The 21,502-nt window shown below is 63.4% G+C and carries 19 protein-coding genes and 4 pseudogenes; 15 read left to right on the top strand and 8 right to left on the bottom strand.

Annotation, left to right across the window (positions count from 1 at the left end; all coding sequences use genetic code 11):
• A partial coding sequence (locus tag AB4Z46_RS31325) for a DNA-binding protein (protein ID WP_442287462.1) occupies positions 1-1,004 on the top strand: 1,004 nt, incomplete at its 5' end.
• Between the two features lie 57 nt (positions 1,005-1,061).
• On the opposite strand, the gene AB4Z46_RS31320 is transcribed toward AB4Z46_RS31325, so the two are convergent.
• Positions 1,062-1,934 (bottom strand): LysR family transcriptional regulator, encoded by an 873-nt coding sequence (locus tag AB4Z46_RS31320; protein ID WP_442287461.1) that lies wholly within the window; start codon positions 1,932-1,934, stop codon positions 1,062-1,064.
• 107 nt (positions 1,935-2,041) lie between these two features.
• Between AB4Z46_RS31320 and AB4Z46_RS31315 the strand changes: the two genes are divergently transcribed.
• The 5 genes and pseudogenes from AB4Z46_RS31315 to AB4Z46_RS31295 form a co-directional block, all read left to right on the top strand.
• A complete protein-coding gene (locus AB4Z46_RS31315) occupies positions 2,042-3,286 on the top strand; it encodes a flavin-dependent oxidoreductase (RefSeq protein ID WP_442287460.1) in 1,245 nt (414 codons plus the stop codon).
• Positions 3,283-4,692, top strand: a complete 1,410-nt coding sequence (locus AB4Z46_RS31310) for an FAD-binding oxidoreductase (protein WP_442287459.1) — start codon at positions 3,283-3,285, stop codon at positions 4,690-4,692. Before AB4Z46_RS31315 ends, AB4Z46_RS31310 begins: the two co-directional genes overlap by 4 nt.
• Positions 4,693-4,747: 55 nt before the next feature.
• Positions 4,748-5,734, top strand: a complete 987-nt coding sequence (locus AB4Z46_RS31305; RefSeq protein ID WP_442287458.1) for a TauD/TfdA family dioxygenase — start codon at positions 4,748-4,750, stop codon at positions 5,732-5,734.
• Positions 5,735-5,755: 21 nt separating this feature from the next.
• On the top strand, positions 5,756-6,751 hold the full coding sequence (locus AB4Z46_RS31300) for a tripartite tricarboxylate transporter substrate-binding protein (RefSeq protein WP_442287457.1): 996 nt from the start codon (positions 5,756-5,758) through the stop codon (positions 6,749-6,751).
• Positions 6,752-7,128: 377 nt separating this feature from the next.
• Positions 7,129-7,309, top strand: a pseudogene (locus AB4Z46_RS31295) (IS110 family transposase); the annotation flags it as partial.
• A gap of 1,590 nt (positions 7,310-8,899) precedes the next feature.
• On the opposite strand, the gene AB4Z46_RS31290 reads toward AB4Z46_RS31295, so the two are convergent.
• Both AB4Z46_RS31290 and AB4Z46_RS31285 read right to left on the bottom strand, forming a co-directional pair.
• Positions 8,900-10,423, bottom strand: a complete 1,524-nt coding sequence (locus AB4Z46_RS31290) for a flavin-containing monooxygenase (RefSeq protein ID WP_442287456.1) — start codon at positions 10,421-10,423, stop codon at positions 8,900-8,902.
• Positions 10,424-10,936: 513 nt separating this feature from the next.
• Complete coding sequence (locus AB4Z46_RS31285) at positions 10,937-11,491, bottom strand: sulfatase/phosphatase domain-containing protein (protein ID WP_442287455.1); 555 nt, start codon at positions 11,489-11,491, stop codon at positions 10,937-10,939.
• A gap of 522 nt (positions 11,492-12,013) precedes the next feature.
• Here AB4Z46_RS31285 and AB4Z46_RS31280 point away from each other — a divergent pair.
• The 6 genes from AB4Z46_RS31280 to AB4Z46_RS31255 all read left to right on the top strand — a co-directional run bounded on the left by AB4Z46_RS31280 (position 12,014) and on the right by AB4Z46_RS31255 (position 14,997).
• Positions 12,014-13,162: a hypothetical protein gene (locus AB4Z46_RS31280; RefSeq protein WP_442287454.1), complete on the top strand. Its 1,149-nt coding sequence runs from the start codon at positions 12,014-12,016 to the stop codon at positions 13,160-13,162.
• Positions 13,159-13,425 (top strand): hypothetical protein, encoded by a 267-nt coding sequence (locus AB4Z46_RS31275; RefSeq protein ID WP_442287453.1) that lies wholly within the window; start codon positions 13,159-13,161, stop codon positions 13,423-13,425. Before AB4Z46_RS31280 ends, AB4Z46_RS31275 begins: the two co-directional genes overlap by 4 nt.
• A gap of 89 nt (positions 13,426-13,514) precedes the next feature.
• On the top strand, positions 13,515-13,934 hold the full coding sequence (locus tag AB4Z46_RS31270; protein WP_442287452.1) for an HAD domain-containing protein: 420 nt from the start codon (positions 13,515-13,517) through the stop codon (positions 13,932-13,934).
• Positions 13,894-14,277, top strand: coding sequence for a VVA0879 family protein (locus AB4Z46_RS31265; RefSeq protein WP_442287451.1), 384 nt, complete (start codon positions 13,894-13,896; stop codon positions 14,275-14,277). Before AB4Z46_RS31270 ends, AB4Z46_RS31265 begins: the two co-directional genes overlap by 41 nt.
• A 13-nt stretch (positions 14,278-14,290) precedes the next feature.
• Positions 14,291-14,794, top strand: a complete 504-nt coding sequence (locus tag AB4Z46_RS31260) for a hypothetical protein (RefSeq protein WP_442287450.1) — start codon at positions 14,291-14,293, stop codon at positions 14,792-14,794.
• Positions 14,722-14,997 (top strand): hypothetical protein, encoded by a 276-nt coding sequence (locus AB4Z46_RS31255; RefSeq protein ID WP_442287449.1) that lies wholly within the window; start codon positions 14,722-14,724, stop codon positions 14,995-14,997. Before AB4Z46_RS31260 ends, AB4Z46_RS31255 begins: the two co-directional genes overlap by 73 nt.
• Positions 14,998-15,071: 74 nt before the next feature.
• Here AB4Z46_RS31255 and AB4Z46_RS31250 read toward each other — a convergent pair.
• Both AB4Z46_RS31250 and AB4Z46_RS31245 read right to left on the bottom strand, forming a co-directional pair.
• Positions 15,072-15,371, bottom strand: a pseudogene (locus AB4Z46_RS31250) (IS30 family transposase); the annotation flags it as partial.
• A gap of 57 nt (positions 15,372-15,428) precedes the next feature.
• A pseudogene (locus AB4Z46_RS31245) lies at positions 15,429-15,836 on the bottom strand (DNA-binding protein); the annotation flags it as partial.
• A gap of 55 nt (positions 15,837-15,891) precedes the next feature.
• Here AB4Z46_RS31245 and AB4Z46_RS31240 point away from each other — a divergent pair.
• Together AB4Z46_RS31240 and AB4Z46_RS31235 are read left to right on the top strand one after the other, a co-directional pair.
• The gene (locus tag AB4Z46_RS31240; RefSeq protein ID WP_442287448.1) at positions 15,892-16,110 is read left to right on the top strand and encodes a hypothetical protein; all 219 of its coding nucleotides are present in this window, start codon (positions 15,892-15,894) and stop codon (positions 16,108-16,110) included.
• Positions 16,092-16,214: pseudogene (locus AB4Z46_RS31235) on the top strand (transposase); the annotation flags it as partial. The gene AB4Z46_RS31240 and the pseudogene AB4Z46_RS31235, both read left to right, overlap by 19 nt.
• 362 nt (positions 16,215-16,576) lie before the next feature.
• On the opposite strand, the gene AB4Z46_RS31230 reads toward AB4Z46_RS31235, so the two are convergent.
• The 3 genes from AB4Z46_RS31230 to AB4Z46_RS31220 all read right to left on the bottom strand — a co-directional run bounded on the left by AB4Z46_RS31230 (position 16,577) and on the right by AB4Z46_RS31220 (position 20,341).
• Positions 16,577-17,647 (bottom strand): PDR/VanB family oxidoreductase, encoded by a 1,071-nt coding sequence (locus AB4Z46_RS31230; protein WP_442287447.1) that lies wholly within the window; start codon positions 17,645-17,647, stop codon positions 16,577-16,579.
• Positions 17,648-17,791: 144 nt separating this feature from the next.
• Positions 17,792-18,778 (bottom strand): NAD(P)H-quinone oxidoreductase, encoded by a 987-nt coding sequence (locus tag AB4Z46_RS31225; RefSeq protein WP_442287463.1) that lies wholly within the window; start codon positions 18,776-18,778, stop codon positions 17,792-17,794.
• Between the two features lie 207 nt (positions 18,779-18,985).
• A complete protein-coding gene (locus AB4Z46_RS31220) occupies positions 18,986-20,341 on the bottom strand; it encodes an amidase (protein WP_442287446.1) in 1,356 nt (451 codons plus the stop codon).
• A 152-nt stretch (positions 20,342-20,493) separates the two neighbouring features.
• Here AB4Z46_RS31220 and AB4Z46_RS31215 point away from each other — a divergent pair, with 152 nt between their 5' ends.
• Positions 20,494-21,468: a Bug family tripartite tricarboxylate transporter substrate binding protein gene (locus tag AB4Z46_RS31215; protein WP_442287445.1), complete on the top strand. Its 975-nt coding sequence runs from the start codon at positions 20,494-20,496 to the stop codon at positions 21,466-21,468.
• Positions 21,469-21,502 lie beyond the last annotated feature (34 nt).

Raw genomic sequence — 21,502 nt, 5'->3', positions numbered from 1 at the left:
AGGAAGGTCTGCGCCCGACCATCGAGCGCGTGCGCCAGAAGATCGGCAGCGGCTCGCCCAACACCGTGAGCCCCATGCTGGAGCGCTGGTTCGCCACGCTCGGCAAGCGCCTGGACAGCCATGGCGCCAACATGGCCGATGGCGAGGCGCATCAGTTCCCGCTGGCCATCGTCCAGGCCGCCAAGCAGTTCTGGGACGCCGCCCGACGTGAGGCCGACCAGGTGCAGGTCCAGAAGACAGAGGCCGCACGGCGCGAGTTCGAGCTGCAGCGCAGCGACCTGGCCCAGAAGGAAGCCGATCTGCAACAGCGCGAAAGCTCTTTCGAGCAGGCACGCATCGCGCTCGACGAAGCCCTGGCCTCTTCGCGCCAAGCGGTCGCGGCCATCGAGACCCAGATGCACACGCAGCAGCAGGAATCTGCTCGCCTGCTCGGCGACACTGAAGCCGAGGTGCGGCGCCTGCGAAAGGCCTTCGACGAGGCCGTGGCCAGCAAGGAAGCCCTGCGCGAGAAGGCAGCGATGGAACTCGGCGCCAAGCAGCGCGCCGCAGAAGAAACCGAGGAGCGTCATCTCGCCCACGAACGTCGCCTCCTCTCGGAGGTTGATCGAGAGCGCATGGCCACGCGCCAAGCCAGCGCCGAACTCGCCAAGGTGCAAAAGGCCCATGCGGCCGATGCCGAGACAGCTCGCTCCGCTCTGGGCGCTGCGCAGCAGGCGCTACTGCACGAAAAGACCGCACACATCGACGCTGCAGCGGCCTGGTCGCTCCAGCACCAAGCGGCTCAGGTTGAATTGGCCACTCTGCGCGAGCGCGCCGCCGGCGCCGAACAGCGGGCAACCGACCTCGCCTCACAGCTTCAGCGTCTGCAGATGCAGTCGGAGCGCGAAATCGCCCAACTCCGAGAGAGCCATGCTTCGACGACGGCCGCGCTGCGCCAAGTAGAGGCAAAACTCGTACAAGGCGAAGAAGAACCACGCGGCCGCGGCAAGAAATCTTCCAAGTAGCCGTCTTGACCAACGGGCCCCTTCGCCTATCGAGCGAGCACGGTATCCAGCAAGCCGTCATCGCCAGGCCGCCAGGAACTGCGCCACATGCCGCGTCGGCGAATCGCTGCGCCACACGGCCGATAGCTCGGAGCGAGGCGCGCTGATCAGCCGCGCGTAGCACACGTCGTCTGCGCGCAGCCGGCGCAGGTGTTCGGGCAACACACAGACGCCTTCGCCCGCGGCGCACAGGCCCAGGCCGGCCTGAATCTGCGTCACCTCGATGTAGTTCAGCGTGCGCGTGTTGCCACGGTCAAGAAATGATCGGTACCACTGGTGTAGCCGGGGCGAGAGGCGCAGGTCGGGCAGGATCAGCGTCTCGCCCGCCAGTTCGTCGATGTGCACCTTGGTACGGCCGGCGAGCGGATGCTCCAGGTTGAAAGCCACGTACTGGACGCGGCTCGACACCACGCGGGCCCTCAGCAGATCGTCCGAGGGCGGAAAGTAGGTGAACCCCACCTGCACGCTGTCGTCGGCCACGCGCTGCGCGAGCGAGGCTTCGTCCACCTCCACCAGTTGGTACACGATGTCGGGGAAACGCTTGCGCGCCGCGCGGATGCGGCCAGGCAGATCCTCGTAGAGCACACCAGCCATCCCGCCGATGACGAAGCGGCCGGCCGAACCGGAGCGCACGGCCAGGGCCTGGCGCGCGATCCAGTCGTACTCGGCCACGATGCGGTTCGCGCTGGGCAACAGGCGCCGGCCATTCTCGGTGAGCGTGGTGGCGTGCGTGGTGCGGCTGAACAGCGCGGCGCCAGTTTCACGCTCCAGTTGCTGGATCAGCCGCGTGAGCTTGGCTGGCGCGATGTTGAGCCGCTCGGACGTTCGCCCGAAATGCAGCAACTGCGCCAAGGTGACGAAGGCACGCAGCATGGCGGTGTCGAGGTTCATGGCGAGAGTATTGCAGTTTCTGAAATACCAGTGCGAATTCTGGAATACCGAGTTTCCCCGGAGCGGATTTAATTGCCCCGTTGCAACGACGCTTCGCAGGAAAACGCATGAAGGCTCTTATCGTAGGTGGTGGCATCGGAGGCCTGACGGCGGCTTTAGCGCTACACGCCCAAGGGTTGCAGGTTCAGGTGGTGGAGGCTGTGCCCGAGCTCAAGCCGCTGGGCGTGGGCATCAATGTGTTGCCGCACGCCGTGGGTGTGCTGAGCGGCCTGGGGCTGGGCCATGCATTGGCCTCCACAGCGATCCAGACCAAGGAGGTCGCCCTCTTCAATCGCCACGGTCAGGCCGTTTGGCGCGATGGGCGCGGCTTGGAAGCCGGCTACCCGTTCCCGCAATACTCGATCCACCGCGGCGAATTGCAGATGCTCCTCTACCGCGCGGCCTGCGATCGTCTGCCCGAGGGCGCGCTTCGCCTGGGCCAGACGCTGACCGGCTTCACGCAGACCGAGGATCAGGTCACTGCCATCTTCAAGGATCGCGAAGGCGGCACGCAATCGGTTGGCGCCGACATCTTGCTGGGCGTGGACGGCATCCACTCGGCCGTGCGTCGACAACTCTACCCCAACGAGGGAAAGCCCAAGTGGAGTCGCATGATTCTCTACCGCGGCACCAGCATCACGCCGCAATTCCTTTCGGGCCGTTCCATGGTGCAGATGGGCTACAAGGATCTCAAGTTCGTCTGCTACCCGGTGAAGCGCGACCACTACGAGCGGGGCGAGTCCTTCACCAACTGGATCGCTGATGTACGCGTGCCAGACGACGAGGAACTCCGACCCGAAGACTGGAACGGCCGCGCGGCGTCTGAAAAGTTCGCCTCGCTGTACTCCACCTGGAAGTTCCCATGGCTCGACGTGCCCTCCATCATCGCCACAGCCACGGATATCTTTGAGTTCCCGATGATCGACCGGGACCCGCTTCCGAAATGGAATCACGGCCGAGTCTCACTGATGGGCGACGCCGCGCATCCGATGTACCCGATCGGCTCCAACGGAGCTACCCAAGCCATCATGGACGCCAAGTCGCTGTCCGAGGCCTTCGTCCGCCATGGCGCTAGCAACTGGCCGATGGTGTTCGCCGACTATGAAAAGGAGCGCCTGGCCGCTACCACGGCGCTCGTGATGGCGAACCGCCAGGAAGGCGGCCTCGATGGCCTGCTGGATCTGGTGGACGAGCGAGCGCCCCATGGCTTCCAGAAGATCGAGGACGTCGTTTCCGAAGAGGAAATCAAACGCATCGTGTTCGGCTACAAGGCCATCGCAGGTCACCAGAACGTGCCGGGCGTTTCTCGATGAGCACCCTGCCATCTTCCCTTCTCTGCGCGCTGATCGACGCCCTGGGCACCGACGGGGTGTACACCGGCGACGCTATCGCCCCGCGCCACCACACCGACTGGAGCGGTACCGAGCCCAGGCGCCCGCTGGCCCTGCTGCGCCCGAGCCACACCGCGCAGGTCGCCCAGGCGCTGCGCCTGTGCCATGTCCACGGCGTGCCCGTGGTCCCCCAGGGCGGCATGACCGGCTTGGCAGGCGGCGCCGTACCCACGTTCGGCGCAGTGGCGCTATCACTCGAACGCATGAACGCTATCGAAAGCCTGGACGCCACGGCAGGCACCCTTGTGTGCCAGGCTGGCGCGACGCTGCAGGCGGTCCAGGAAGCGGCCAAGGCAGCAGGCTGCGTCTTTGGGGTGGACCTGGGCGCTCGCGGCTCCTGTCAGATCGGCGGCAATCTCGCCACGAACGCGGGCGGCAACGGCGTCGTGCAGTTCGGCATGATGCGTGAGCAGGCGTTGGGGCTCGAAGTGGTGCTGGCCGATGGCACCGTGCTCGACATGATGCGGCCCATGCTCAAGAACAACACGGGCTACGACCTCAAGCATTGGTTCATCGGCTCCGAGGGGACGCTGGGCGTCATCACTCGCGCGCTGCTGCAACTGCACCCGGAGCCCCGCGCACGCGCCACCGTGCTCGCCGCACTGGCCGACTATGCGAGTGCGATGACCTTGCTGACCCGCCTCAAGGCTTGCTTTCCCGGCACGCTGGCCGCCTTCGAACTGATGTGGGAGGACTTCCAACGCTTCGCGTTCGACGCAACTGGCACGCCGAGTCCCTTCACTCAAAGCCATCCATTCACGGTGCTCGCCGAGGTCAGCGGAAGCGACAACGAAACGGTGCAGGACGCGCTGCAACATGTGCTGGAAGTGGCGATGGAAGATGGCTTGGTGCTGGATGCTGCGCTGGCTCAGTCCGAGGCGCAGGCGGCGGCGCTGTGGCGCATACGCGAGGCCACTGCGGAAATTCCCTCGCGCATGCAGTCCATCAATTTCGACATCAGCTTGCCGTTGCAGGCCATGGGCGACTTCGCCGAGCGCTGCGTGCAGCGCCTGTCCGAGCGCTGGCCCAGCCAGCGCTCGGTGCGCTTCGGCCATCTGGGCGACGGCAACCTTCACCTGAGCACCGATGCCCGCTCGCTGGGTGGCCTGCCTTTCAAAGAAGCCGAGCGCGAGGTCGAGGCTCTGGTGTACGGGCTGGTCGCTCAGGCGAATGGCAGCGTGTCGGCCGAGCACGGCATCGGACTCCACAAGAAGCCTTACCTGGGTGTCAGCCGCAGCCCGGCTGAACTCGCGGCCATGCGCGCCATCAAGCATGCACTCGACCCACTGGACCTGCTGAATCCCGGCAAGGTGTTCGACCCCGCCTGAGTGTCGGTCCAGCTATCGCACCGATTTTTTCCCAATTCCATTTAGGAGATCCTTCATGAGCATCATTCACGCGCAGCCTCTCACCGGCCCCGCCGTCTGGAAAGGCCCCGATTTCGATGGCGATGATTCCTGGATTCACCGGCTCACACCGGAAGCAATTTCGATGCTCGATGCCGCGCTCACGCAGCTCAAGTCGCGAGGGCTGAGCTTCCCGAACTTTGCCAAGGACGACTTTCCGATCCACGCACTGGCCGCAGACTTTCAGCGCTACGCGGATGAACTGGAGAACGGCCGGGGCTTCCTCCTGCTGCGTGGCCTGCCCGTGGACCGCTACACCGAGGAAGAACTCAACTGCATCTACTACGGTCTCGGGCTGCACATTGGCACGCCCGTGCGACAGAACCCGAGGGGAGAGCTGCTCGGCATCGTCATGAGCGTGGGCGATGTGACCAAGAAGACGACACGGGTCTACGAAACCAACCTGTACCTGCCCTATCACGCCGACCCCTCGGATGTCGTAGGCCTGCTCTGCGTGCGCAAGGCCATACACGGCGGCCTGAGCAGCTTGGTGAGCGTCGCCGCCATCTACAACGAGGTCCTCGTCCGCCGCCGCGAGCTCTTGGGGCTGTACTACCGCCCCATGTACTTCGCGCACCTGTGCGAAGACCAGCCCAGCCTCTCGCCAATATTCAGCTACCACAACGGCAAGCTCAGCTGTCGCTACCTTCGCCAGTACCTGGAGCTGGGGCACGAGATCCGCAACCAGCCGTTGTCTCGCGTCGAGGTCGATGCGCTCGACCTGTTTGACGAAATCATGCATGACCCGAGCATTCGTCTCGACATGATGCTGGAGCCCGGCGACATTCAGTTCGCCAACAACTACGCAGTGCTGCATTCGCGCACCGAGTTCGAGGACGACCCCCAGATCGCGCATCGCCGCAAGATGATCCGACTCTGGCTCAAGATGGCCAATGCGCGCGAACTGGCTCCCGAGTTTCCCGGCCGCAACGGGTTTCCCGCCCCCGCCGATGCGAATGCATGACGACCCCTTGAGAAAGCTGCCATGACGATGACTCCTCCCCGCGCGCTCCGCCGCGCCTGCTCTCGCACCCTTCTCGCCCTGGCCGCCGCCGCGCCATTGTTCGCGTTGGCGCAGGACGCGACCCCCATCAAACTGCTGGTCGGCTTCCCGGCCGGTGGCAGTACCGACGCAATCGCGCGCAATCTCGCCTTGGGCATGGAGCGAGAGCTCGGCCGGCCCGTCGTAGTGGAAAACCGCGCCGGTGCCGGCGGCCAGATCGCAGCCCAGGTACTCAAAAGCGCGAAGCCCGACGGCGCCACGATATTCCTCACGAACAGCCACACGATCACGATGATCCCGAACACAATGAAGAATCCGGGATACAACGTGGCCAAGGACTTCGCACCGATCAGCCTGGTGGCCACCAATCCCGACGTATTCGCGATCAGCGTGGCTGCCACTGGCACCCCGCCGGCGGGCTTGAGGGAGTTCAACACCTGGGCCCAACGAAACCCAGGACGAGGCAACATCGGGGTGCCTGCGCCAGCCAGCATGCCGGACTTCGTCGTGAACATGCTGGGCAAATCGCTGGCGAGCGATCTGAAGGCGGTGCCTTACCGCGGCGATGGGCCGGTGGCACAGGACCTGATGGCCGGCCAGATCGTCGGCGGAATTGGCTCCGTCGGCGTCATGCTCCCTCATGTCGTCGCCGGCAAGATCAAGATCCTCGCGGTCAATGGAACGCAGCGCGTTGCTTCCATTCCGAACGTGCCGACTTATGCCGAACTGGGCCTCGTGGGCATTGATGACCAGATTTTCACCGCCGTCATCGCACCGGCTGGCACGACCCCGGACATCGTCCGTCGCTACAACGCCGCCATCAACAAGGTCGTGGGAAGCGTGGAAATGCGAGAGAAGCTGAGCAGCCTCGGCATCACTCTGACGGGCAGCACACCGGAAGCGTTGAGCCAGCGCATCGAGGCCTCCACCAAGGCCGCTGCCGAAATCGTCAAGAACGTGGGATTCACTGTCCAATAATGATGACGGCTCGGGACGAGGGGCGATGCCCCTTCAGTCTGATCGACTTCCAAACAAATCCTCGAAACGATGGATGTGTTGGTTGGAGAGGTAGGCCAACCACCCCATGGTGAGCGTAGCACCGACTCCATCCATATGCCCGCATCACCATCTTTTCGTCCGGATCGACACGCTCAGACCAGATCATTTCGCTTCAGACACTGAGAGGAATTGCCGGCACCAGCGTAGCCTACTTCCACACCTCCACACCTCCACACCTCCACACCTCCACAACTTCACACCTTCACGCCGCCGCCGTTCAGATCGTTCGGCGTGGATTTGTTCTTCGTCATCAGCGGTTTCGTGATGCACATGATCGTGCAGCAGAGCTAGTGGACAGCATCGAGGTGCACCGGCACGCCCGGCGGGCCAAGACCGACCGGCTCGATGGCGACAAGCTGTTGGCGATGCTGCTGCCAGCATCGCGGCGAGCATGTGTGCTTAGTGGTGCATGAGCCCACTCCCGAGGATGAAGATGCCCGCCGCACGCACCGCGAGTGCAGAAGATCTTCGAAGGAATCACCAACCAGTTCTACGTGCTCAGCCATCCCAAGGCGCTAGGCAACGTGAAGAGCCGGATGGTGGTCATCGTCTCGATCGGCATTTCGGCAGTTAACCCATCCCGTCATCGCAACTCTCGCAACCCTCGCCCTGGCAATGACTCCCGATGCCCGTCCGAGATCCTGGCGAATGGGTCATCTCTCCGCCCAAAGTGGACAGTGCCCTACGCATCGGGCACACGCACCACAGGAGGCTGCCGGTGCAGTCGTCGGCCGAGTTCCGCGTACCAAGGCCCGCCCATCCGCGCTACTGGCACGAAGCGGGTGGACTCCAACTTGCCGTCTACCATATGAGGCGATCAACGAAGGGGGCGAAGGCGTGGCGGCCTTCGCAGTATCGGGTTGCGTGGGTGGCGAGCCGGTGGCTGTTTCGGTGGCCGGCCCTACCGATCGAATGCTTGAGCACCGCGACCGATATTTGGAAGTTCTGCGACAAGTTCAGGCCAGTTGGCTGCAGTAACGCGGCCCACCAGGGCCGTGCTGAGCAGTTCGATGGCTTCCTTGCCTTCAACGAGCAAAGCCTGTGCGCTGGGTGCAGGGGGCGCCAGACGTGGAGCGAGCGCAGCTGCGTCCAGATTCACATAGTCGGCGGATCATTTTTCGGGTCGGCGTGGCCGACGTCGGCCTTTTCTCCTTAGGTCATGGTGGGTCCGATAGCGGCTGCGGATTCAACCGGTCGATGCAACACACTGATGCCGGCACGCCCTGCACAAGGCTTGCCTGCGGGTGTTCGACGACCGCCGGCTCTACTCGCGCTACGACACCCGGTCGACCGCAGCCGATAGCATGCAGGCGACCTTCGAGGCCGAGGCCGCGGCGGTGGTCATGGGCCACTACATGAAGCACAAGCGAACCATCAAGGGGAACTACGCCGGCGCGGATCGCGCCTTTCGTCGCGCCGGTCGATTCGCACCTGGACCTGGCCGACACCCAGAATCGGCGCGACCAGGCGAGGACCGATCCACAGATCACACCGGCCCGGCGGATGTGGACGGCTCAGGCGAAGCACCCTCTGCTCCGACTGGCGAGGCGCCGACGGCCGGATGACTCTTGCCGCCGGGCACGAGGCCGCTCGCCTGGCTGCCGGCGCGGCGGTCCGGGGACCTCATGGAACCAGACCGGCTCGGACCGACCCTAACCATGACCGCTTCTCCAAGGTCGACCACCGACCTCTTTCGCCGTCCCGTTCTCCGGTGGGTGATGCCAGATTCGTCGCGACCTCCTGGTCGTCACGACACTAAATGTCACGCGACACCAATCCTTCAATTCGCTCATGAGACGCGACAGGAGCTTACGCGGCTTCAGTGACGCAGGTGATTGCGATAGCATTTGTCCGCTCAGCCTGGGTTTGCGACACTCAAAGCGCCTTGAGCTCCCTACCCGAAGGTTGGATGCCCTCGCGCCTCGCCGCGCGAAGTCCGCCGGGCGTGTCCCCTTCGCCCTTGTCGACCTACAGAGACAGCCGTCGGCGCGCGTACTGGAACTTGCTGGCCAAGCGGTGCCTGGTTGCGGACTGAAAGCTCGCCATACGCCGTAGGCGTTGTAGCGCCTACGCCGGCGCAGCCGCCCACGCTGCTACCTGCGGAGACTGCGCGACGCAGGCCAGTCGCCGCAGCTTCTGCAATTCGGAATCCTGAAACTGGGAGGACTGCATACATCCGAAGGCCTTGGCTTCATCGGCAAACCGGTCGGCCGCATCCGGCAGCGCGTCGCGACCTTCGAGGCGAAACGAAACCGGCGCAAGCGGCCCGAACAAAAGGGCACGCCGAAGCTGAGGCCAGCGCCGCGGATCGGGCTCCACGCCCGCGGCACGCGCAAACAGCAAGGCCATCAGGTTCATCTTGGTTTTCTGTGGCTCGCCACTCGCGCGGCACTTGGCAACGCCCACGTGCATCTCTTCAAGCGTCGGCGCTGCGATGGCGCCGCTCCACACATAGGCAATCCACCGGGCCTGCAACTCGATCGGCGGAAACATCGGGCCCGACTGATCCCAGATGCCCACGAATGCAAGCCCGGGCAGCTGTGGATGGAAGGTGTGCTGGAAGAGATCTAGCCGCTGCGCGTCGAGGTTGAGCGTGCGGCGGATCGGTTCACCGAGGAAGGGCATTTTCAGGTTGAAGCCAGTGCCGAACAAAATGCCGTCGAAGGTCTCCGCGCGCCCGTCGCTGAAGCTGACCCGCGTGCCTTCGACCCTGTCGAACCACGGCCGCACCTCGATGCGACCCTCGGCAACCAGCGGAAGAAAATGCTGGCTCAATGTCAGGCCCGCATCGAGAATGCTGTCGGCTGGCTTCGGCGCACCGAACTGTTCCGGACTGCCGCCCCAGCCCACCACCAGTTCTTTCAGCATCTCGCCGAATTCGCTGCGCGACAGCGACTCCTCCGCCAGCGCCTGGAAGCGCGTGAACACGCGATGGTCCGAGGGCACCCCGGCCACGAGCTTCGGCAACACATAGCGCTGCCGACGATGGCACACGACCACCCTTGCCGCGCCGAGCATGCAAAGATCGCTGGCAATCTCGAGGGCACTGATCGCGCAGCCCGCGACGAGCACGCGCTTGCCGCGGTACCGCTCGGGATGCTTGTAGGCGTTGGTATGCGCCACGCCATCGTTGCCCGAGAACGACGCCAGCCCCGGCACCTCGGGAATCCGCGAATGCTGGAAGCGGCCACAGGCGACCACGGCTTTCTCGAAGATCTCTTCGTCGTGCGCGTCATGGCGCACGGCCCATCCCCCGGGCACCGCCACAACCTCGCGCACCTTGGTGCGCAGACGTATCTGCTCGGACAGGCCGAATCGGTCCGCATAGCGCTGCAGGTAGTCGCCGATCTCGCGATTGGATGGATAGACCGCGAGGCCCGGCGCATGCGGCAGGTCGCTGAATTGTGTGAGCACGCGGCTGGTGTTGGTGCGCATCGATGGCCATACGCCACTGCAGATCGCGTCGCCGCTCCACTGGCCGCCGGGCAATGGCGCCTGCTCGAACAACACGGGCTCGAAGCCTTCAGATTGCAGGTAGCGCGCAGCGATCAGGCCGCCCGGCCCGGACCCGATGATGGCGACTCTTGGCATCGTTGGAACCTCCATCCTGATCGGGATCGGCACGCGTGCCGAGCGTTTCAGGGGGTTTGGCCTTCGCCTTCCTCACCCCATACGAACTGCCGCCCACTCGCCCGAATTGCGGGGCCGTCGACATGATAAATCTCTTTACCCTCGTTCATCCGAGCGCCGCCGTCGAACTCGGATCTCCCTCGACGATGACGGCGAAGGTCACGTCTGACTCCGGCCATTCGTTTCCCGCCGACGACCACGGACGGACGATCCAGTGGAGTCGTTCGCGCCCGGCGCGCCGGAGCTCAGGTCAATGAGCATGCCTACCTCGACCCCTCCGACAGCACGGGACGCGCGCGTCCTCGTCATCCTTGTACCTGCCGAAAGGCCGAGCGATCGGACTCGTGCTGGACCCATTCGCGCAGACCGCGCCGAGATCGGCACGAGCGCCAGGGCTTCGTCAACGCTTCGCTCGGCGAGCAGGCGCTGCAGCGGATTGCTGTGCTGTACGCAATTGAAGCCAGAGCCCACTGATCAGCGAAGGTGCGCGCCCGGCATGTCGCGCTCGCTAGTCACCAAGTCGTAGTCGGCATCTTCCGGAATGGCCGGCACGGTGCTCACCCACTTCCGGTAGGCGGAACGCATGGCATCGAGCCGGGCCGGCTCGTCCACCGCGCGATTGGCGCGCTCACGCTCGTCGTCGGCAAGGTCGAACAGGTACTCGTTGTCCTCGATGCGCAGGTACTTCCAGGTACCAACGCGCACAGCCTCCTGGGCCCGGTACTTCATGCGCCAGAACAGCGGGCGTTCCCGGAGTCCGGACGCCTCGCCGTCGAACAGCGGGAGCAGGCTGACACCATCCATCGCGTGCCCAGACGCTTCGGGCACGCCGGCTGCGGCCAGCATGGTGCGCGTCCAGTCCATCGTGATGACGGGTGCGTCGCTCACCACGCCGGGCCGAATCCGCCGCGGCCAGCGGGCGATGTACGGCACCCGGATGCCGCCTTCGGTCAGGTCCATCTTCCCGCCGATGAGCGGCCAGTTGTCAGAAAAGCGTTCGCCGCCGTTGCGCAACCACCTGTCCAGCATCTTCCTCGATGAATACGAGGCCATGCTCGGACTCGAGGCAGACATTCTGGTATCGCATGAGGCACGGCGGCGGCGCCGAGCCATGCCATCAACAATCGGCGAACAGGTGCATTCCTCCTTCAATGGCCGGACCGGGCCCGAGAGCCCGGCAGTGCTGCAAGGAGGATGCAGGTCAGGGATCGTCGGACCAGCCTGCACGGGGAGCATCCGGTTGAATTCGATGGAACGCACTCGCTGGTTCACGATGCACCTCCTCCGACGGCTCAGGCATCGCTAGCGACGAACCCCCTCATTCACGCTAGCACTTGGCCGAGAGCGCTTCTTCCTCAACTTTGATGACGGTGGTGTCGGATTCGTGAGCCCGGGAGGCGCGCTATGGCATCACGAATATGGCTGCTTTGCGTCGCAAGTCGCCTCTCGCGGCTTGCTTTGGAAAGCTGCGGAGGCTACTCTTCCGACCAAAGGACTCGGCGCGGCCAAGGTGGCGGACTGAGGGCAAAGAAGCACCAACTGGAGGAGTCGATGATGGGTTCATCTCGGGCGGCTTTGACGGCCGCGGTTCTTTCTTGCGTGGCGTTTTCAGTGTGCGCCGAATTCGAGCTTCCGCCGGACAGTGATCCTGGATACAGCAATGGCCAAGCATGGGTCGACGTGAACGGCGACGGCCGCCGCGATTTCTGCCGAATCATCGGCAAAGACGGTCGAGACGGGATTCTTGCCTGCACGCTCGATGACGGCGCTGGTCGTGCCGGCCCGACCCCAATGTCGCCGGAGTTCGATGCGGGAGCGCGCGGGGAAGATCGTCTCATCGTCGATCGCTACCGCGGCGACAAGCTCATGGAGTTCTGTCGAACGATCGGCGAAGGCGGTGTCTGGCGCGAGGTGTGCACGGAATTCAAGCCGGTCCAGAAAGACAACCAGTGGTCCATTGTCTTTGGGGGCTCCTGGGAGCCCTATGGGATTTCATTCCTCAAGGTTTCCAGCCAGGACCTCCCTCGCGTTCTTCCCGGGGAATGGATTGACGCCCGAGGGATTGAGTTTCGCGCGGAAGCCACCGTCGCGCCATGCGAAACGGCGCGCCTCGAGGTCGAGATCGTCCCGGCAACCCACGACTTCACAGGCCAAGCCAGTCACGTGGGGAAAATGAAAACCTGCGGCACTTCAGCCTGTTTACCAGCCGAGCTTCCGCCGGTGTATTTCGGGCCGGTGGCGGGGCGCTCCTACCATGCGAAGGTCCGGATGTATCTGTCTCGACAGACGCACGACCTGGACAACGGGACCGTGTCTTGTAAGGGTGTACCAAGGGCTCGGGAGACGCCTTGGCTCCCATACACGGACTTCATACCTGAAGCGAAGGGGCAGTATCCGTTCATCAATGTGCGCAGCGAGTGGTTGGCGCCGAGTGACTATCCCCGAGACGGACGCGTCGAAAAGGGCTCATCTTCGGACGAGATGTTCAATCTTTCGCAGGAGGACGGACTCTGGTACGCCGTCAAGAGCACAACGACCGCGCCCTACGAGGTGGAATGGTTCACCTCGCTCACGATCGCCGACATCGACAATGTGGCCGACGGCACGCTGGCCATTCGATCCAGGAGCACCGGGGCCGCGTGTCATCAGAAGAAGTTGGGCAATCGCACGGCCTTAACCAGAGACAGTGGATTGTTGTGAACGAGGAGATCGTGGCCGCGACGGCGGCTTCGAAACTGGTTCCGATCCACGCCGACCTGCGAGGATTGCTCTTTCCGTGGATTCAGTCGCGCCAGCGACCTGGCAGTCTCGGTCTGAGGGTCACCTGCACGGGCGGCGCGCCGTTTGTTCACGGATTCGATGTCTTTCGCTTCGGCTATCGAGTGCTGAGTGGTGCAAGGACCAAACTCAATGCGTTTGATGAAGGCATAGGCAATGCCTCCGGCGCAGAAGTGAAACGGTAGCCGGCGGGCCCGAAGGGCCGGAAGGGTTCCGAACGCCCTGCCGAGCCAGGCATTGGTGGCTCGTCTGCCTGATCGGAGTCATTACCGAGGTGAGCTCTGCGAACGGCAGGATATTTCGCAACGCCTCCGACATCGGCGGGCGCATCATCGGCGCGACCCCGCCACCCAGGCGCGACCAGGCGGGCTACGGGCATGCGCGGCGCGAAGGTGAAATCTGCGAATGGCTCACCGCGAACGGCGGCGTCGACCAACCATGGGTGGCACTTGACGATGCTGAGTGGCAGTTTGACCGACACATCGGCCGCCTGGTCGCATGCAGCTCGTTCATTGGCTTCGACGATGAAGCGTACGCCGCGCTGCGCGCGCACTTTGAACGATCGCTCCACCGAGAAAAATCCGGCCTCTGCCTTGCGCGATTCGACTGCAGTTCCCCATACTGTTTTCATCACCTCGCATCGAAGTTACACCGTGAATCAAACACCTACTGCCGCAGAGGACGACTCCAGTGAAGCCGCCCTCCCTGAACTCCTCTCCGCGGAGCAATGGCGCGCCGAAGCCTCCCGCCTGTTCGGGCCAGATGCCCTGAAATGGCGCTTCGTGTGCCCGAGCTGCGGCCACGTCGCGGCTGTCGAGGATTGGAGGAACGCTGGCGCTATGGACACGCAAGCCGCGTTCTCCTGGGTCGGCCGCTACATCGGCGCCGACGATTCCCATACCTTCAAGAAGAACGAAGGGCCGTGCAACTACGCCGGCGGCGGCCTGATCGGCTTGAACCCGGTCTCGGTGCGTGGCGACAGTGGGGCTGTGACCCGCGTGTTCGCATTCGCAGACGCCCCCGCTGCCACCGCCTGAACGACAGTCGACTATGTCCCTCGCCATCCCCAAGAAGCTGATCGAGGCCTCGACCTCTGAAGGCCTGGCCAAGTTCCGCGAAGACGCGATGAAGCGCACCTACGGCGATGACACGCTTGTCGACGTCCGGCTCCTTCGGGCCGAAGACCTGCTCGACCCCAAGAGTCTGGCCGAATCCTCTGGCGAGCGAAAGACGGCCCGCGCCATCGATGCGATCCTGACCGCTCGAGGCGGTCAGTTCGGCAAGCCGCTGCCCAACTTCGGCGCCGCCAAGGGAGTGCTCGATCTGTTCCTTCGCAAGGACATCATTGACGGATGGATCTACGTCGTAGCCGCCGACGGCAAGGCCTACCCGGAGCTCATCACTGCTGTAACGTTCGACGACGGCAAGGCCCAACGTGGGAACGGCACGCCGAGGTCACGATCTGCACGGCCTTTGCTGGCATGCAGTATCGGTCCGGCCATGGCGGCTCGGGTCTGCAAACCGACACGCACACGTTTTCCCCCCAGGAACTGACGAACCGCCGGATYGGAGACGCGCTCGCGGCGCGCGGCATCTTCAAGGAGACGCACGAGCTGCGGGAGACCTACGTGACCGCGCTCGAGCGGCACAACAAGATCATCCGTCCGGGTTTCGCCAAGCAGTTCCGCTTCACCGGCATGCCGGCGCGCTTCGAACTCGAGAACTACCGGCGGCGCGACGAGACAACGCCGTTTTGAACGCCTTCTGCGAAGTCGTCCGGGTTCAGAATGTTGTTCGCATCAACGAAGGAAAGTTGTTCTGACCTTGGCCTGTGATTCGAGAGATCGATCCCTTTAGGGAAGTACTGCCTGAGCAAGCCATTCGTGTTCTCGTTCGTTCCGCGCTGCCAAGGATTGTGCGGATCGCAGAAGTAGACTTGGATGTCGGTCGCCAGGGTGAATCGCTTGTGAGCCGCCATCTCCTTGCTTCGATCCCAGGTCAGCGATTTGTACAGCTCCTGCGGCAGCTTGCGAGCGTTCTTGATCAGCGCATTGACGACGGTCTCTGTGTCCGTGCCCCCAAGTTTCACCAGCATGACGTAGCGTGTTTGACGCTCGACCAGGGTGGCAACCAGTTCACTCCGCAATGCCTCTGATGCCGCGCGCGTCTCCGTCAGCGCCTCCTCGATGGCAGCGTTTGTTGCTACCCGTTGTTCTTCCCGCCTCGCTTGAACCGCGGAAAGCTGCGCCTTGCCCTGCTCCAGCGCCGTGCGCTCTTCCAGCAACGCCTCGTTCGCTAAGGTGCGCGCCTCATGTTTGGCGTGGTTCCACGCGTTGCGCAGGTTGGGAGGAAGGTCGTCTTCGGTCGGCACGGCGACGCCCGCGACACGGGCGGAGAGCCGCTCGAACCAGACGTCCAGCATGGGGCTGATGGTGTTGGGCGAGCCGTCTCCCAGATGCTGGCGCACGCGCTCGATGGTCGGCTTGAGCCCTCGACCAAGCAACGCGTCGGCTGCCTCGACAACTTCCTCCAACTGTACACCGCGCGGCCCTCGCCGCCGGACCGGGATCCGAGATTCGGGCGCCGTGGCGCCCATGGTGCCAGGATTCATCGACAGCCTCCGAGCCCTCCCGTCTGCCGACCCGCGGGCGATGCAGATGCCGCCGCTGCCCGGCACCTCTGCAGAATCTCGAGCCGAACTTGAGTCAGCGGCTGCGGAAGCTCGTGCAGGCATCGCCCGCGACGGCGACGGCGCTATCGTCGACCTCCGCGGCGCCGCCCACCTGACGTCCGCCTCGCCCGAACTGCAGCGTGACTCCGACAAGCTCGCCATCTACGTGGGCGAGGGCCGTCTGGTCACTTTGGAGTGATGTCGCACATTGGAGTTGATGCCGAATCAGGACTCGTCCACTCGGTAGTTGTGACGGCGGCCAACATCAACGACGCGACCCAGGTCGGCGCGATGTCGCACGGCGCGACGGTGTCGCCGAGCACCGCCGCTGAACTCGACACGTGCCGTTCTTCCCAATCATGAAGGGCGCAGGATATCTGGTAGCGAAATCGTTGAAAGTTATGCATGACCGAGAGCCAGCAGCCGCGGTCGAAGAAAGCCGAGAAGGCGGAGCGGATCAGCGCCGGGTCGGGGCCGGGGTCGAGGTCGAGGAGGTCGTCCAGCGTCCGTCGCTCGAAGCGTCGTAGGGACGCTCTGCATAGTTCCTTCTTTCCGTCATCGCAATGGCCCAGCAGGAGCTGCAGCGATCAGATGCAATGCGAGCATCGTGGGCAATTTGGCCGATGAGCGGGTGACAAAGGCAATCGCTACCGCTGATCACCTAGTCACAAGTCCAGTACCATGCGATCGGAGCGGCAGCGTGAAACGCATACCATCATCGACTTCTGCGCCGCCTTTTGCGCGCCGCTGAGCACGCTGTCGCGGTGTTCCGCCTCGCCTTCCAGAATACGGGTCTCGCAGGCCCCGCACACGCCCTCTTCGCAACTGAACTCGATGTCCACTCCGGCATCCAGGAAGGCCTGCAGTGCGGGTTTGTTTTTTGGTATCTCCATGGTCACTCCGCTCTTGCGCAGTTCCACGGTGCAATGACCCGTCAACGCCAGTTTCGGACTGGCGGGTAGCTCGGCCTTGAAGCGCTCGACGTGTACATTGGCAAATCCCAGCTCCGCGCAAGTGGACTCAAAGTTCGTGAGCATGGGTGACGGGCCGCAGCAATAGAAGTGATCGTGCTGCTGGTGTACCGCCAAGAGCGAGCGAAGGGACGGCGGGGCGCCTGCTTCATCGTCGAAGTGCAAGTGCAAGGTGATGCCTTGGCTCGTCAAACGCGTCAGCTCATCCAGAAATGGTGCACTGCTGCGACTGCGCGCGCACAGAATGACATGGGCGCCGCGCCCCAGTTGCACCAGTCTGCGTACCATCGACAGAATAGGCGTGACACCAATGCCGCCTGCCACAAATACTGAGTGTGCGGGTTGCTGCTCGTTCAACGCGAAGAGATTGCGCGGCGCGGAAATCAGGATGTGATCGCCCGCGCGCAGATGTTCGTGAATCCAGCGCGATCCGCCTCGACTGGCGCTGTCGTTGAGTACGCCAATGACGTAGCGGTTCTTCTCGCCGGGCGCGTTGTGCAGAGAGTAGGTGCGCACCATCCCGCCTTGCAAATGCAGGTCGATATGCGCGCCCGCCTCAAATGCCGGGAACGACTCTCCCACCGCAGCGGGACACAGCTCGATGCTGACCACGCCAGAGCAGACAGCGCTCACCGCATTCACCAGTGCCGTGCAACGCCCTGGTTGGGGCTTCGTTGGAGGAGACGCAGCGGCGGCGGGCGAGAGTTGGCCGGTGGAGTTCAGCGCCTCAATGGTGTGTTCTTGTGCGACCGAATGCATGGTCATGATGGTTTCTCCTGGGCCGTCGCAGGCAGCAATATGCGACGACCCGGTCATGGATCAGTGATGAGGGTGAATATCTGTATGCGTCACTGGCGCTTCTTCGGAAAACGCCGTTGCGCGATGCGCCTCAGAAGATGCGGTGCAAGCTCAGTCTTGCGGCACTTCCAGCATGATTTTTCCGATATGCGTGGACGACTCCATCAGCACATGTGCCGCACTGGCATCAGCCAGCGCGAACACCTTGTGGATGACGGGGCGCGCCTGGCCTCTGGCAAGCAGCGGCCACACTTTGTGCTGCAGCGCCTGTACGGTGCGCGCCTTGTCCTGGGGGGAGCGAGGGCGAAGCGTGGAACCGGTGTAGGTGAGCCTGCGCGTCATCAACGACAACCAATCCACATCTACCTTGGAGCCTTGCAGGAAGGCGATCTGCACCAGCCGACCGTCCAAGGCCAGGGTGGCGATGTTGCGGGCGATGTAATCGCCGCCCACCATGTCAAGAATCAGATTCACACCCCGCCCATCTGTCAATTCGGCAACAGCTTTGGCAAAGTCCTGCTCTCGGTAGTTGATGGCCATATCGGCCCCGACAAGCTCGCAGGCGCGCGCCTTCTCTGCATTGCCCACGGTGGTGTAGACCGTTGCCCCGCGCGCCTTGGCGAGTTGAATCGCTGTCAATCCAATGCCCGATGAGCCACCATGCACCAGGACAGTCTCGCCCTGGGCGAGCTGACCGCGCTCAACCACGTTGCTCCAGACGGTGATGTAGTTCTCTGGCAGCGCAGCGGCCTCCAGCATCGACATACCCTCGGGCACTGGCAGCACCTGACCTGCAGGAGCCGCCACATACTGCGCATAGCCGCCACCGTTGGTCAACGCGCATACGGCATCGCCCACACTCCATTGACTCACCTCTGAGCCGACGGCAGCAATCACACCGGAAACTTCCAGACCTAGACCCGGCGCAGCGCCTGGCGGAGGTGGATAGGAGCCGCTGCGCTGCAACACATCGGGCCGGTTCACACCCGCGTACTGCACGCGGATCAGGACTTCATCGGCCTTGATGGTGGGTGTGGGCCCGTTCCTCAACTGCATCACGGTGGGTAGGCCACCGTCTGCATGGCAGATGCGGCGCATGGTTGCGGGCGTGGACATCAAATTCTCCTTGAGCGAATTTCAAGATCCAAAGCGCCGTGTCAATTCAAGTTGCACCTAGTCATGCGATGCGGCGCTCTGGGTGTGTCGTGATCAGGATTGCGTGATCGCGACGCGAGTAGGCCGCAGCGCCCGCCGTTGCGTCAACACCTCGCGCCAAACATCCACATGGTGAGACCTGCACTCCGTTCACTGCATCACGGGAGCCATCAACCGCTGGCCCACATGCTCCTGCAACCATTGGCCTTGATGCAGCAACGCATCATCCGTTCCGCGCGCAGCCACCACTTGCAGGCTCACCGGCAAACCATCGATGAGCCCGGTTGGTATCGACAAGGCGGGCACCCCCACGAGCGAGAACGGCAACGTCTGCCCCAGCACCGCTTCGCGTACCGTCATGGTGCCGCTCTCCACCTGCACCTGGGTCTGGCCGCGCAAGGGAGGAACGACGGCTGCTGTCGGCAGCAGCATGGCATCGCAGCCGGCCAGAATGGCATCGAGTTCAGCGGCGATGGCAGCGCGCGTATTCAACGCACCGATATAGTCACCCGCATTCAATGTCTGCCCACGCAGAAGAGGAGGCATCACCACCTCGGAGAACCCCACGCCACCGTGCCCCAGCGCATCGCGATGCACCCATGCAGCCTCGGCCTGCACGATGTCGGTGAAGCACTGCGATGCGCGCGGCAACTGCGGCGTGGCAACCTCCACCAACCCCGCCCCCAACGCAGCCAGGTGCTTGAGGGTCTGCTCGAAATGCGCGCGCACTTCAACGGACAGCCGACCGCGCAGCCAAGTCGCCGGCACTGCAAAACGCGGTGCTCTGGCTATGCGTTTCATCTCCACGCGGCGCGCAGCCAATACCTCGAACAAGAGAGCGCAATCGGCCACGCTGTGCGCCAGAGGGCCTGCGTGATCGCAAGTCCAGGAAAGGTGCAAGGCGCCCTCCAGCGGAATCGCTCCATGCGTGGGCTTGAAGCCTGTCACACCACTAAAATTAGCGGGAATGCGCACCGAGCCACCCGTGTCGCTGCCAATGCTCGCCACACCCACCCCTGTGGCCACTGCCACGCCCGATCCACTGGACGATCCACCTGCTTGACGCAGCGGATCAAAAGGGTTCTTCACATCGCCTGTCCAAGCGTTTTCGCCGGTTGATCCCAGCGCGATTTCGTGCATGTTGGTTTTGCCGAAAATGATCGCACCCGCAGCACGCAAACGGCCGACCAGTACGGCTTCGTTGGTTCCTGTGGGCATGACATTGGAGGGCAATGCGGCGCGGGTTCCGGCCCTGGTTGGCATGCCGAGAACCGGGTACAAATCCTTGATCGAAATGGGAATCCCCCTCAAGACACCGCGTGTATTTCCTGCGGCCATGGCCGCATCGCGCTGCACGGCCAACGCATGGGCGGCGTCCCAATCCACATAGGCCAAAGCGTTCAAATCAGCCGATCGAGTAGCTTGTTCCTGTGCGTTTTTCAGGAGCGAAACCGCGGTGGTGGTGCGTTCGTCTAGCTGGCGCACGAGTTCAGAAATGGAGTTCATGTAGGGCGTCCGAAAAAAAGCGGCGCACACGTTATCACGCGAGTTGAACGTCTCATGATGTGGGCAATTTCACGTGCCGCTTTGCGCTGACGAGGGGCTGTGAAAGACTCCGCTCGCCTTCAAATACAGGAACTGCCTAGATGCTTCGCCCCATGTTTATCAAGCTTTCCGCCAAGCTCTGCCTGGCGTTCTCGTTCGCGGTTTCCGCGCAGTTCGCGACAGCTCAGACCTACCCCAACAAACCCGTGAAGATCGTTGTCGGGTATTCCCCAGGTGGCCCCGTCGACATCCTGGGTCGCGTGCTCGCGCAGCGACTCTCCACTACGATGGGCCAGTCCTTCATCGTCGAGAACAAGGGCGGCGCTGCCGGAGCGATCGGAGCGGAGCAGGTGGCGCGCTCGCCCGCCGATGGCTACACGCTGTTGACCACCGTGCCCAGCGTGTTCACCATCGTGCCGCACACCTTCGACAAGGCGCGCGTGAAGGCTGAAGACTTCGCACCGGTGATCCAATTCGCGGAATCGCCGCTTGTGCTAGCTGTGAATCCCTCCGTTCCGGCCAACAACCTGAACGAGTTGATCGCGCTGCTCAACAAGCAAGGCTCCAGTCTGTCCTACGCATCGGCGGGTGATGGCACATTGCCTCATCTGGCCATGGAATTGCTGCTATCGCGCACCGGCGGTCGACCCGTGCACGTGCCCTACAAGGGAAGCGGGCCGGCGGTGCAGGATCTCGTGGGTGGTCAAGTGGATATCGCGCTCGAAGTGCTGCCCACCATTCTCCCTATGATCAAGGCGGGCCGCGTGAAGGCGTTGGCAGTGACATCCCGCACGCGAGTGGTTGAACTACCTAACGTGCCCACCGTGTCGGAAGCGGGTGTAAATGGGTATGAGGCGGTGAACTGGTTCGGCGTGTACGCGCCCGCCGCTACGCCCAAGCCCATCATCGAGCAGTTGCGCTCGAACGTGGAGAAAGTGGTGACCGACAAGGAAATGCAGCAACGCTTCAGCGAACTCGGAGCCGTCGTTGCCGTGCAAGGCCCTGCTGAAACGGTCGAGCGCCTCAAGCGCGAATCGCAGCAGTGGGGATCGTTGATCCAGAAGCTTGGACCCAAGTCGAAGCCGTGATGTCGCGATCGTTATCCCGGTCACAATAGCGCCG

The organism is Variovorax sp. M-6 (assembly GCF_052114385.1).
Classification (GTDB): Bacteria; Pseudomonadota; Gammaproteobacteria; order Burkholderiales; family Burkholderiaceae_C; genus Variovorax.
Note: the sequence above shows the minus strand (reverse complement) of the source record. Positions and strands in the feature narration are given on the sequence as shown.

What these genes read in the sequence shown, in the direction of transcription:
- AB4Z46_RS31320 (WP_442287461.1), bottom strand. Translation starts at nt 1,934, where the DNA reads ATGAACCTCGACACCGCCATGCTGCGTGCCTTCGTCACCTTGGCGCAG.
- AB4Z46_RS31315 (WP_442287460.1), top strand. Translation starts at nt 2,042, where the DNA reads ATGAAGGCTCTTATCGTAGGTGGTGGCATCGGAGGCCTGACGGCGGCT.
- AB4Z46_RS31310 (WP_442287459.1), top strand. Translation starts at nt 3,283, where the DNA reads ATGAGCACCCTGCCATCTTCCCTTCTCTGCGCGCTGATCGACGCCCTG.
- AB4Z46_RS31305 (WP_442287458.1), top strand. Translation starts at nt 4,748, where the DNA reads ATGAGCATCATTCACGCGCAGCCTCTCACCGGCCCCGCCGTCTGGAAA.
- AB4Z46_RS31300 (WP_442287457.1), top strand. Translation starts at nt 5,756, where the DNA reads ATGACGATGACTCCTCCCCGCGCGCTCCGCCGCGCCTGCTCTCGCACC.
- AB4Z46_RS31290 (WP_442287456.1), bottom strand. Translation starts at nt 10,423, where the DNA reads ATGCCAAGAGTCGCCATCATCGGGTCCGGGCCGGGCGGCCTGATCGCT.
- AB4Z46_RS31285 (WP_442287455.1), bottom strand. Translation starts at nt 11,491, where the DNA reads ATGCTGGACAGGTGGTTGCGCAACGGCGGCGAACGCTTTTCTGACAAC.
- AB4Z46_RS31280 (WP_442287454.1), top strand. Translation starts at nt 12,014, where the DNA reads ATGATGGGTTCATCTCGGGCGGCTTTGACGGCCGCGGTTCTTTCTTGC.
- AB4Z46_RS31260 (WP_442287450.1), top strand. Translation starts at nt 14,291, where the DNA reads ATGTCCCTCGCCATCCCCAAGAAGCTGATCGAGGCCTCGACCTCTGAA.
- AB4Z46_RS31240 (WP_442287448.1), top strand. Translation starts at nt 15,892, where the DNA reads ATGCAGATGCCGCCGCTGCCCGGCACCTCTGCAGAATCTCGAGCCGAA.
- AB4Z46_RS31230 (WP_442287447.1), bottom strand. Translation starts at nt 17,647, where the DNA reads ATGACCATGCATTCGGTCGCACAAGAACACACCATTGAGGCGCTGAAC.
- AB4Z46_RS31225 (WP_442287463.1), bottom strand. Translation starts at nt 18,778, where the DNA reads ATGCGCCGCATCTGCCATGCAGACGGTGGCCTACCCACCGTGATGCAG.
- AB4Z46_RS31220 (WP_442287446.1), bottom strand. Translation starts at nt 20,341, where the DNA reads ATGAACTCCATTTCTGAACTCGTGCGCCAGCTAGACGAACGCACCACC.
- AB4Z46_RS31215 (WP_442287445.1), top strand. Translation starts at nt 20,494, where the DNA reads ATGTTTATCAAGCTTTCCGCCAAGCTCTGCCTGGCGTTCTCGTTCGCG.